This window comes from Streptomyces sp. RP5T (assembly GCF_003933965.1).
In the GTDB taxonomy this organism is placed as follows: Bacteria; Actinomycetota; Actinomycetes; order Streptomycetales; family Streptomycetaceae; genus Streptomyces.
Window position 1 is genome coordinate 1 of the sequence record NZ_RSAJ01000259.1, and the last position, 11,375, is coordinate 11,375.

Genomic DNA, 11,375 nt, shown 5'->3' on the forward strand with positions numbered 1-11,375 from the left:
AGGCCGCCCTCTCCCCCCGCCCGGACCACACCTGGCTGGAGCCGATGCCGGACAACCGCATCCTGCCGACCGTCGAGGACCCGGCGGAGGCCGCCGTCGCCAAGGAGACCGTGCGGCTCGCCTTCATGGCCGCCCTGCAGCAACTGCCGCCCAAGCAGCGCGCGGTGCTGATCCTGCGCGAGGTGCTGGCCTGGAAGGCGAGCGAGGTCGCCGAACTGCTCGACACCTCCGTCGCGTCGGTCAACAGCGCCCTGCAGCGCGCCCGCGCCACCCTCGCCGAGCGGGAGGAGCACGGCGCCGACGCAGCCGTCTCCGACCCCCTCGACGAGGAGCAGCAAAAGCTCCTGGAGCGCTATGTGAAGGCGTTCGAGGGGTACGACATGACGGCGCTGACGGCCCTCCTCCACGAGGACGCCATCATGACGATGCCGCCGTTCGACCTGTGGCTGACGGGCCACGACGACATCACGGGCTTCATGACGACCCTGGGCTCGGCCTGCGAGGGCTCCCGCCTGGTGCCGGTACAGGTCAACGGCCTGCCGGGGTTCGCCCAGTACAAGCCGGACCCGGACAAGGGCGGCTACAGCCCCTGGGCGGTCCAGGTGCTGGAGATCTCAGACGGCCGGCTCACCGGGTTCCACTTCTTCCTCGACACCGCGCGCTGGTTCCCGCTGTTCGGCCTGCCCCTCCACCTCGAAGCGGAGGCCGACGAGGTCAAGGAGGGCGTGTAGCCCGGGGTCGGGCTCGCGCAGCCTGATCCGGCCCCCGGCGCGCCGGGCCGCGAGCTGGAGCCGCGCGAGCAGATCGACGGTGCCGAGGCCCGGCGGCCCGAGCCCGGCGACATCGCACACCACGACCCCGGCGCGGGTGGTCCGCAGCAGGGCCCGGACCTCGTCGCTCAGCCCCCTCACCTCGTCCCGGGTGACGGGGCTGGCCAGCACGAGTACAGCGGGTGTCATGGCGTCCACGATCGGTAGACCCACCGGGTGGGCACAACTCATCGGCCGGGGTCCGGGCGGCGCGGGCAGGATCACGTTGACCCGGGAGCTCCCTGCCCCCGAGGGTTACCTGTATGCGCCACCCATCAGCACCTCCCTGGATACGTCACGCCCTCCTCACCGCTGAGGAGTCCCCTTGCAGGGAGTGCTGACCGGCTTCGCGGTGATCGCGGTGGTCATCGGGGTCGGCTATCTCATCGGCCTGCGCGGCCACCTCGGCGACCAGGGCCGGGAGGTGCTGACCAAGCTCGCCTTCCATGTCGCCTCCCCCGCCCTGCTGTTCACCACGCTGGCCCGGGCCGACCTGTCGGTGATCTTCTCCAGCCGCCTGCTGGTGACCGCGCTCAGCACGGCTGCGGCGGTGGGTGTCGTACGCGGCTGGGGGCTGGGCCGTACGACGATCGGCGCGCTGTGCTCGTCGTACGTCAACTCCGGCAACCTCGGCATCCCGATCGCGGTGTACGTCCTGGGCGATGCCTCCCTGGTGGCGCCGGTCCTGCTGTTCCAGCTGGTCGGGGTGACCCCGGTCGCGCTGACGGTGCTCGACCTGGCGTCCGGCGCGGGCGGGAAGAGCCCGCTGTGGCTGCGGCTGCTCACGCCTCTGCGCAACCCGATCGCGGTCGGCTCGCTGGCCGGGGTGGCGGTCTCGGCGTCCGGCCTGAAGGTCCCCGCCCCCGTCATGGACCCCCTGACCCTGATCGGCGGCATGTCGGTCCCCGCGGTCCTGCTCGCCTTCGGCATCTCCCTGTGCGGCAGCACGCTGCCGGGGCGGGGGCCGGACCGACGGCTCGTGCTGCTCTCGGTCGTCCTCAAGTCGGTCGGTCAGCCCGCGGCGGCCTGGGCCCTGGCGGCCGGGGTGTTCGGCCTGCACGGAGCCCAACTCCTCGACGTGGTGGTGACCTCGGCGCTCCCGGCCGCGCAGAACCTGTACACCTACGCGTCGACCTACGGCGTGGGCGAACGCCTGGCCCGCGACTCGATCCTGGTGTCGACGGTGGCGTCGGTGCCGGTACTGGTGGTCGTGGCGACGCTGCTGGGGTGAGTCACGTCTCGGGGAACTCGCCGGTGTCGATGACGAGGTCGAAGGGCGCGGGCAGCGTGAGGAGTTCGCCGAACTTGGCGACGGCGAGCGGGCGGTAGACGTCCCCGTGCGGCTCTCCGTAGAGGGTCGCGGTGGGACCCTCGGGCGCCCACCGGTCGACCAGAAGGTAGAGGGGGATGCCCGCGGAAGCGTAGGCGGCCGGCTTGCTCACACGGTCGTGGCGGGCGTTCTTCCTGGAGGTGACCTCCACGACGAGTTCGGCGACGGCGGCCGGCAGATAGGTGTCCGCCTCGGTGCACTCCTGCACCGGGGCGACCAGGATGTCCGGGATGAACATGCCGAGCCGCGAGGGGACGGCGATGGCCTGTGTCTGATAGACCCCCCAGTCCTCGGGGATCACGGAGTACAGGCGACGCTGGATGCGTTCCGCGATCACGTTGTGACGGGGTGCGGGAGCAGGTGACACGGTGACGATCCCCTCGATGATCTCCACCTTGCTGCCCTCGGGCCAGTCCATCTCCTCCCAGAACCGGACGAGGTCGTCCCAGCTCTGCTCGGGGTCGTGGCCCACGGTGAGTGCGCTCATCGCGGTCTCCTTCGGTTGCGTCACCGATCCCAGCATGCCGAACGGGACCGGTAGTGGTCCACCGATCCCGTTCACCCGAATGAGGAAGCCGCAGGTCAGGCGATACGTTCCAGCACAACGGGCGACGCCGTGAACGCCGTACCGGCCGCCTTGATGTCGTAGGAACCCTCGATCGACTCGAGCGCGTACTCGAAGCGTTCCGGGGTGTCCGTGTGGAGGGTCAGCAACGGCTGGCCCTGCGTCACCGTGTCGCCGGGCTTGGCGTGCAGCTCCACGCCCGCGCCCGCCTGCACCGGGTCCTCCTTGCGGGCGCGCCCCGCGCCGAGGCGCCACGCGGCGACGCCGATGTCGTACGCGTCGAGGCGGGTCAGCACGCCGGAGGCCGGTGCCTTGATGACGTGCTGTTCGCGCGCCACCGGCAGCTCCGCGTCCGGGTCGCCGCCCTGGGCCGCGATCATCCGGCGCCACACGTCCATCGCGGAGCCGTCGGCCAGCGCCTTCGCCGGGTCGGCGTCGCGGACGCCGGCCGCGTCGAGCATCTCGCGGGCCAGTGCGATGGTCAGTTCCACCACGTCCGAGGGGCCGCCGCCGGCCAGGACCTCCACCGACTCGCGGACTTCGAGGGCGTTGCCGGCGGTGAGGCCGAGCGGGGTCGACATGTCCGTCAGGAGCGCGACCGTCTTCACGCCGTGGTCGGTGCCGAGGCCCACCATCGTGGAGGCGAGCTCCCGCGCGTCCTCGATGGTCTTCATGAAGGCGCCGGTGCCGACCTTGACGTCCAGGACCAGCGAGCCGGTGCCTTCGGCGATCTTCTTCGACATGATCGACGAGGCGATCAGCGGGATCGCCTCGACCGTGCCGGTGACGTCCCGCAGGGCGTACAGCTTCTTGTCGGCCGGGGCCAGGCCGTCGCCCGCCGCGCAGATCACCGCGCCGGTGGTGTCGAGGACGTGCAGCATCTCCTCGTTGGACAGCAGCGCGCGCCAGCCGGGGATCGACTCCAGCTTGTCGAGCGTGCCGCCGGTGTGGCCGAGGCCGCGGCCGGAAAGCTGCGGGACGGCCGCCCCGCACGCTGCCACCAGGGGGGCCAGCGGGAGCGTGATCTTGTCGCCGACGCCGCCCGTGGAGTGCTTGTCGGCCGTCGGGCGGGACAGGGACGAGAAGTCCATGCGCTCGCCGGAGGCGATCATCGCGGCCGTCCAGCGGGCGATCTCGCGGCGGTTCATGCCGTTGAGCAGGATCGCCATCGCGAGCGCGGACATCTGCTCGTCGGCGACCTCCCCGCGGGTGTACGCGTCGATGACCCAGTCGATCTGCTCGTCGCTGAGTTCACCGCGGTCCCGCTTGGTGCGGATGACGGAGATGGCGTCCATGGCCATGCAGGGCTTTCCTTCCGGGAATTACTGGGTGAGGTGCTCCGGCCCGAAGGCCTGCGGGAGCATCTCGGAGAGCGGCAGGATGCCCGCCGGGGTCTCCAGGAGGAGGTCGGCGCCGCCGAACTCGTACAGCAGCTGGCGGCAGCGGCCGCAGGGGACGAGGATCTCGCCCTGGCCGTCCACGCAGGTGAAGTGCGTGAGGCGGCCGCCTCCGGTGTTCTGCAGCTCCGAGACCAGACCGCACTCGGCGCACAGACCGAGGCCGTAGGAGGCGTTCTCGACGTTGCAGCCGGTGATCGTGCGGCCGTCGTCGACCAGGGCGGCGACGCCGACCGGGTAGCCGGAGTACGGGGCGTACGCCCGGGACATGGCGTCCCGGGCCGCTTCCCTGAGCGCGCCCCAGTCGACGCCCGTCACTTGCCCTGGCCCTTCCGGTAGCGCATGCCGTCCGCCTTGGGCATCCGCAGGCGCTGCGCGGACAGCGACAGCACCAGCAGGGTGACCACGTACGGGGTGGCGCCCACGAAGTCGCTCGGGACCTCGTCGGTGAGCAGGTACCAGACCAGGACGCCCGCGGCCACCATGAGGCTGATGCCGCCCTGCCAGTGCGCCTTCTTGTACAGCTTCCAGCCGGCCATCGCCAGCAGCAGCACGAACAGCAGGAGCAGCAGCGCGTGGACGGTCTCGCCGCCGTTGCGCAGCTGGAGCGCGTCGGAGTAGCCGAACAGGCCCGCACCCATGGCGAGGCCGCCGGGACGCCAGTTGCCGAAGATCATCGCGGCGAGACCGATGTAACCACGGCCGCCGGTCTGGCCCTCCAGGTAGGTGTGCGAGGTGACCAGCGCGAGGAAGGCGCCACCGAGACCGGCGAGGCCGCCGGAGACGGCCACGGCGATGTACTTGTACTTGTAGACGTTGACGCCGAGGGACTCTGCGGCGATCGGGTTCTCACCGCAGGAACGCAGGCGCAGACCGAACGCGGTGCGCCACAGCAGCCACCAGCTGCCGACGAACAGCGCGACCGCGATGACCGTCACCACGGACAGGTCGGTGACCAGACCGCCGAGGATGCCCGCGATGTCGGAGACCAGGAACCAGTGGTGGGTCTCGATGGAGTGCAGACCGCTGGACAGGCCCGGCACGTCGAAGCTGGGCAGCGAGTCCACCGGCGGGGACTGCTTGGGGTTGCCGCCCGCGTCCGCCGCCTTGCCGTCCACGAAGAAGAGCTTGGCGAGGTACTGGGTGGTGCCGAGCGCGAGCAGGTTGATCGCGACACCGGAGACGATGTGGTCGACGCCGAAGGTGACGGTGGCGACCGCGTGCAGCAGGCCGCCGATGACGCCGAAGCCGACTCCGCACAGCAGGCCGAGCCAGGGGCTGGACTGCCAGCCGATCCAGCCGGCGCCGAAGGTGCCGAGGATCATCATGCCTTCGAGGCCGATGTTGACCACGCCGGAGCGCTCGGACCACAGGCCGGCGAGACCGGCGAGGCCGATCGGGACGGCGAGGCTGAGGGCGGCGGAGACCTGGCCCTCGGAGGTGAGCTGGTTGGAGCCGGAGATGACGCGGACCGCGGCGACGAGCAGCAGCGCGCCGGCGACGATCATGAGGATCTGGCCGAGCGAGCGGCCCGACCGGGTGGCGGTGTCCGCCTTGGGCGCCGCGGGGGGCGGCGTCTCGGTCATCGTGGCAGTCATCACGCCACCTCCTGCTTCTGGGTCCGGGTGGCGGCCTGGGCGGCGAGCTCGGCGCCGACCCGCTGCTGCTGACGCTTGAGCCCGTAACGGCGTACGACCTCGTAGGCGATGACGACGCACAGGACGATGACGCCCTGGATCACGCCGAGGATCTCCTTGTCGTAGCCCTCGAACTCCAGGTGGTTGGTGGTGCGCTCCAGGAAGCCCCAGAGGAGGGCGCCCAGCGCGATGCCGACCGGGTTGTTGCGGCCGAGCAGGGCGATGGCGATACCGGTGAAGCCGATGCCCACGGGGAAGTCGTTGCTGAACTGGTGGCTGTCGTTGAGCAGGGTCGGCATGCCGATCAGACCGGCCACCGCACCCGAGATGAGCATGCTGGTGGCGATCATCTTCTTCACCGAGACACCGCTCGCGGAGGCGGCGGACTCGGACTGGCCGACGGTGCGCAGGTCGAAGCCGAAGCGGGTGCGGCCGAGGACGAACCAGTACGCGATGCCGATGATCACGGCGATGACGATGAAGCCCCACAGCTCGCCCGCGGCGCCGGTGTCGATCTGGAAGAAGTACGAGGACTCGGGCAGCGGCTTGGTGGAGACGACCGTGCCGCCGGCCTGGAGCTCGGCGAGCTTTCCGGGCTGGAGCAGGTAGGCGATGATCGCGGTGGCGATCGCGTTGAGCATGATCGTCGAGATGACCTCGCTGACGCCCCGGGTCACCTTCAGCACGCCGGCGATGCCCGCCCACACGGCGCCGGTGCCCATCGCGCACAGGATGATCAGCGGGATGGAGATCCAGCCGGGCGTGGTCAGCGCGCCGCCGAGGACCGCGGCGAAGAACGCGGCGATGCGGTACTGGCCGTCGACGCCGATGTTGAAGAGGTTCATCCGGAAGCCGATGGCCACCGAGACGCCCGCCAGGTAGTACGTCGTCGCCTTGTTGAGGATGTAGACCTGGCTGTCGCTCGCGGAGCCGTAGGTCAGCATGTCGCTGAAGGCGGCGCCCGGGTTCTTGCCGGTGGCGAGGATCACCAGGGTGGTGACGACGAGCGCGGCGACGACCGCGAGCAGCGGGGCCGCGACGCCGAGGAGCAGCCGCTCCTTGTCGATGCGTTGGGTCAGCTTGTTCATCGGGCGTCCTCGTCGTCCTCGGCAAAGACCGCTGCGGAGTCGTCTGCGGAGCCCTCTTCGTGCTCCAGGTGGCCGGTGGCCGCGCCGGTCATGGCGGAGCCCAGCTCCTCGGGGGTGATGGTGGCGGGGTCGGCGTCGGCGACCAGCCGGCCGCGGTACATCACCCGCAGGGTGTCGGACAGGCCGATGAGCTCGTCCAGGTCCGCGGAGATCAGCAGCACGGCCAGGCCCTCGCGGCGGGCCTCGCGGATGTGGTCCCAGATCGCGGCCTGCGCGCCGACGTCCACACCGCGGGTGGGGTGGGCGGCGATGAGCAGCTTGGGCAAGTGGCTCATCTCGCGGCCGACGATCAGCTTCTGCTGGTTGCCGCCGGACAGGGAGGCGGCGGTGACGTCGATGCCGGGGGTGCGGACGTCGTACGCCTGGATGATGCGCTGGGTGTCGGTGCGGGCGCCCTTGATGTCGAGGAGCTGGCCGCGGGAGTTGGGCTTCTCGGTGACGTGGCCGAGGATGCGGTTCTCCCACAGCGGGGCTTCGAGGAGCAGGCCGTGGCGGTGGCGGTCCTCGGGGATGTAGCCGACGCCGGCCTCGCGGCGGTGGCGGGTGGGGATGTGGGAGATGTCCGTGCCGTCGAGGGTGATCGTGCCGGCGTTCAGGGCACGGATGCCCATGATGGCCTCGACCAGCTCGGACTGGCCGTTGCCCTCGACGCCGGCGATGCCGAGGACCTCGCCCTTGTGGATGGTGAAGTCGATGTCGTCGAGGATGATGCGCTCGACGCCGTCGAGGTCGGTCTGGGCCAGACGCAGGCCGTCCACCGTGAGCAGCGGGACGTCCGTGACCGTGGACTCCTCGGTCGCCGGCGTGGGCAGTTCGCTGCCGACCATGAGCTCGGCGAGCTGCTTGGTCGTGGTGCCGGCGGGCTTGACGGTGCCGACGGTGGTGCCGCGGCGGATGACGGTGATCTCGTCGGCCACGGAGAGGACTTCGCCGAGCTTGTGCGAGATGAAGATGACGGTGAGGCCCTCGGCCTTGAGCTCGCGCAGGTTGTCGAAGAGGGCGTCGACCTCCTGCGGCACGAGGACGGCGGTGGGCTCGTCGAGGATCAGCGTCTTGGCGCCGCGGTAGAGGACCTTGAGGATCTCCACGCGCTGGCGGTCGGCGACGCCGAGCTCCTCCAGGAGGACGTCGGGGCGCACGTTCAGGCTGTACGCGTCGGAGATCTCCCTGATCTTCGCGCGGGCCTTGGCGCCGATGCCGTACAGCTTCTCCGCGCCCAGGACGACGTTCTCCAGGACGGTGAGGTTGTCGGCGAGCATGAAGTGCTGGTGCACCATGCCGATGCCGCGGCCGATGGCGTCGGCGGGGGTGTGGAAGGTGACCGTCTCGCCGTTCACCGTGATGGTGCCCTCGTCCGGCTGCTGCATGCCGTAGAGGATCTTCATCAGGGTGGACTTGCCGGCACCGTTCTCACCGCACAGGGCGTGCACGGTGCCCGTGCGGACGGTGATGTCGATGTCCTTGTTGGCGACGACGCCTGGGAATCGCTTGGTGATGCCGCGCAGTTCGACGGCAGCGGGAGGGCTGGACGCGTTGATGGCGCACTCTCCTCGGGGAAAAGGGGCTGCGTAGGGGAGGGCAGGCGTCGGCGACGCTAGCGCGGCAACTCCGTGCTACACGCGTAGAGTTGACACATTGTTATGGCTCGGCGAGGGGGTTGTCGAGGCCCCCTCGCCGAGCCCGGGTTCCGGCGGGAACCGTCAGGTCAGCTGGTCTTGACCGTGACGGTGCCGTCGACGATCTTCTTCTTGGCCTCGTCCAGCTTGGGCTGGATGTCGTCGATGAAGCCACCGCTGGTGGAGAGGCCGACACCGCCCTTGGCGAGCGAGTAGAGCTGGTTGCCGGTCAGCGGCTTGCCCTCGTGGACGGACTTGATGAAGTCGTAGACGCCGACGTCGACGTTCTTGACCATCGAGGTCAGGATCGAGTTCTTGAACTTGGCCAGACCCGGGATGTTGTACTGGTCCGAGTCCACGCCGATGGCCCAGGCGCCCTTGACGCCGGAGACGGCCTCGATCGAGCCGTTGCCGGAGGAGCCGGCCGCGGCGTAGATCACGTCGGCGCCGTTGTCGAGCATGCCGGACGCGGCCTCCTTGCCCTTGGCGGGGTCGGCGAAGCCGGAGAAGTCCGAGCCGTGGGTCAGGTACTGGACGTCGACCTTGACCTTGGGGTTGGTGTCCTTGACGCCCTGGGCGTAGCCCGCCTCGAACTTCTTGATCAGCGGGGTGTCCACGCCGCCGATGAAGCCGACGTGGTCCTTCTTGGTCTTCAGCGCCGCGGCGACACCGGCCAGGTAGGAACCCTGCTCCTCGGTGAACGTGATGCTGTCGACGTTCTTGGCCTTGGCGACCGCGTCGATGAGGCCGAAGCTGACCTTCGGGTACTTCGCGGCGACCTTGTCGACCGAGGTGGCGTAGGAGAAGCCGACGGCCACGATCGGGTTGTAGCCGGCGTCCGCCAGGTCGGTCAGGCGCTGCTCGCGGTCGGCCTCGGTGTCGGAGCTCTTGGCGGTGAGCTCCTTGAGGGAGCCGCCGAACTCGTTCTTGGCCTTGTCGGCACCGCGCGCGGCGGAGTCGTTGAAGGAGCGGTCGCCACGGCCGCCGACGTCGTAGGCGAGACCGATCTTGATGCCCTTGCCGCCGTCCGCGGACGAGGAGGACGAGCTGTCGCTCTCGGAGGAGGTGCTGCCACACGCGGTGGCAGTCAGTGCGAGTGCTGCGGTCGCGATACACGCAGCGGAAAGCTTGGCTACCCGGCGCACGGGAGGCTCCTTCACCTGACCTGAGCGCCTTGTCGGCGCTTCATGTGAGCACCTTGCCAGTGCTCGGGCCTGTACGCCCCTGCGGCGTTGGCTTCGCGGCATCGTAACGCGCGTAGATGTCGGAAACAGACCTACTCCGAAGCTGTTATCGATTCGAGGCAAACGCCGTCTGAACTGAGGGTCTACGGCCCTCACACACCCTGATTGCGATGAGCGCACGATTGGCTTACGAGCATGTTGCGCCGGTCGGCGGAACGGCCCCCGAGAGGACCGTTCCGCCTGCTGGGATCAGTTCGCGGCGTCCAGCAGGGCCGCCGCCGTGAACATCTCCACACCCACGGTGATGGCGGACTCGTCGGCGTCGAAGTCGCCCTGGTGGAGGTCGCGCACGGTCCGCTCCCCCGGTGTCCGCACCCCGAGGCGGGCCATGGCGCCGGGGACGTGCTGGAGGTACCAGGAGAAGTCCTCGCCGCCGAGGCTCTGCTCGGTGCTTTCGACCGAGTCGGCGCCGCGCCGGGCGGTCATGGCCTCGCGCAGCAACTCGGTGACGTCCGCGTCGTTGACGACGGGCGGCACGCCCCGCACGTAGTTGATCTCGGACTTGGCCCCGTGCAGATTGGCGACCTCGTCGATCGCGGCCACGACGATGTCCGGCGCCTGCCGCCAGGCGTCGATGTCCAGGCAGCGCACGGTCCCGGAGAGCTCGGCGTGCTGCGGGATGACGTTCGGGGCGTGCCCCGACTCGATCCGCCCCCAGGTCACGGCGAGCCCGGCACGGGTGTCGACGCGCCGGCCGACGATCGCGGGCACGTCGGTGACCACGCGGGCGGCGGCGGTGACGAGGTCGGTGGTGAGGTGCGGCCGTGCGGTGTGGCCACCGGGCCCGTCGAGGGCGATCTCCAAGCGGTCACAGGCCGAAGTGATCGCCCCGGTCCTGAGCCCGATCTTCCCGGCGTCGACCCGCGGGTCGCAGTGCACGGCGAGGATCTTGCCGACCCCCTCCAGCACCCCGCAGTCGATGGCGTCGGCGGCGCCGCCGGGCAGCACCTCCTCGGCGGGCTGGAAGACCAGCCGCACGGGCCGCGGCAGCAGGCCCTTCTTGTCGAGTTCGGCGAGGACGAGCCCGGCCCCGAGCACCACGGCGGTGTGCACATCGTGCCCGCAGGCATGCGCCCGATCGGGCACGGTCGAGCGGTACGGGCACTCGGTCTTCATGTCCGGGATGGGCAGGCCGTCGATGTCGGCGCGCAGGGCGAGCATGGGCCGCCCGCCGTCCCACTCCCCGATGTCACACACGAGCCCGGTCCCGACGGCGAGCACGCGCGGCTTCAGTCCGGCCCTCTCCAGTCGTTCCTTGATCGCCGCGGTGGTCCGGAACTCCTGGTTGCCGAGCTCCGGGTGCATGTGCAAGTCGCGGCGGAAGTGGACGAGTTCGGCGTGCAGCGCGTCACTCAGCACGCCGGGGAGCAGTGCTTCCCCGGGCAGATCGACCTCGGACTCCAGTGACATCAGTTGCTTCACCCTCTAAAGGGTAGGACGCCGGGGCGACCAACCGACCCGAGATCAACAAAACTTCAACCCTCACCGGGAAGAAAATGTGGCCGCTCGACGCATGGACGTTATTTGAGGTGGGTAGGAACCTCTTTTCCCACACATACCATGCTGCGCTTACCCCCGGCGCGTCTGTTCATCTCTCGAAACGGCATTGGGACACGGTGGGGACGGGGG

11 protein-coding genes are annotated in these 11,375 nt (G+C 69.8%); 2 read left to right on the plus strand and 9 right to left on the minus strand.

The features are described from left to right. Positions 1 to 731, plus strand: a 731-nt coding sequence (locus tag EHS43_RS24865) for an RNA polymerase subunit sigma-70 (RefSeq protein WP_125192982.1), incomplete at its 5' end; no start/stop codon positions are given. Here EHS43_RS24865 and EHS43_RS24870 read toward each other — a convergent pair. Beyond that, entirely contained in the window at positions 615 to 959 is a 345-nt protein-coding gene (locus EHS43_RS24870; RefSeq protein ID WP_260470695.1) for an STAS domain-containing protein, read from the minus strand. The two genes, EHS43_RS24865 and EHS43_RS24870, sit on opposite strands and share 117 nt — an antisense overlap. A 175-nt stretch (positions 960 to 1,134) precedes the next feature. Between EHS43_RS24870 and EHS43_RS24875 the strand changes: the two genes are divergently transcribed. Further along, positions 1,135 to 2,040 (plus strand): AEC family transporter, encoded by a 906-nt coding sequence (locus EHS43_RS24875; RefSeq protein ID WP_125192983.1) that lies wholly within the window; start codon positions 1,135 to 1,137, stop codon positions 2,038 to 2,040. Between the two features lies 1 nt (position 2,041). Here the strand turns inward: EHS43_RS24875 and EHS43_RS24880 are convergent, their stop codons facing one another. The 8 genes from EHS43_RS24880 to EHS43_RS24915 form a co-directional block, all read right to left on the minus strand. Further along, complete coding sequence (locus EHS43_RS24880; protein ID WP_125192984.1) at positions 2,042 to 2,626, minus strand: Uma2 family endonuclease; 585 nt, start codon at positions 2,624 to 2,626, stop codon at positions 2,042 to 2,044. A 95-nt stretch (positions 2,627 to 2,721) separates the two neighbouring features. Beyond that, the gene (locus tag EHS43_RS24885; protein ID WP_185806391.1) at positions 2,722 to 3,999 is read right to left on the minus strand and encodes a thymidine phosphorylase; all 1,278 of its coding nucleotides are present in this window, start codon (positions 3,997 to 3,999) and stop codon (positions 2,722 to 2,724) included. A gap of 27 nt (positions 4,000 to 4,026) precedes the next feature. Next, complete coding sequence (locus tag EHS43_RS24890; protein ID WP_125192986.1) at positions 4,027 to 4,419, minus strand: cytidine deaminase; 393 nt, start codon at positions 4,417 to 4,419, stop codon at positions 4,027 to 4,029. Next, entirely contained in the window at positions 4,416 to 5,699 is a 1,284-nt protein-coding gene (locus EHS43_RS24895) for an ABC transporter permease (RefSeq protein WP_125192987.1), read from the minus strand. The genes EHS43_RS24890 and EHS43_RS24895 overlap by 4 nt, the downstream gene beginning before the upstream one ends. Further along, positions 5,699 to 6,826, minus strand: coding sequence for an ABC transporter permease (locus EHS43_RS24900; RefSeq protein ID WP_125192988.1), 1,128 nt, complete (start codon positions 6,824 to 6,826; stop codon positions 5,699 to 5,701). Before EHS43_RS24900 ends, EHS43_RS24895 begins: the two co-directional genes overlap by 1 nt. Beyond that, complete coding sequence (locus tag EHS43_RS24905) at positions 6,823 to 8,391, minus strand: ABC transporter ATP-binding protein (RefSeq protein WP_185806392.1); 1,569 nt, start codon at positions 8,389 to 8,391, stop codon at positions 6,823 to 6,825. The genes EHS43_RS24900 and EHS43_RS24905 overlap by 4 nt, the downstream gene beginning before the upstream one ends. Positions 8,392 to 8,591: 200 nt before the next feature. Further along, positions 8,592 to 9,647, minus strand: coding sequence for a BMP family protein (locus EHS43_RS24910; RefSeq protein WP_125192990.1), 1,056 nt, complete (start codon positions 9,645 to 9,647; stop codon positions 8,592 to 8,594). A gap of 288 nt (positions 9,648 to 9,935) precedes the next feature. Beyond that, positions 9,936 to 11,156 carry a M20 family metallopeptidase gene (locus EHS43_RS24915; protein ID WP_125192992.1) on the minus strand — a complete coding sequence of 407 codons (1,221 nt, stop codon included), beginning with the start codon at positions 11,154 to 11,156 and terminating at the stop codon, positions 9,936 to 9,938. Positions 11,157 to 11,375: the final 219 nt, after the last annotated feature.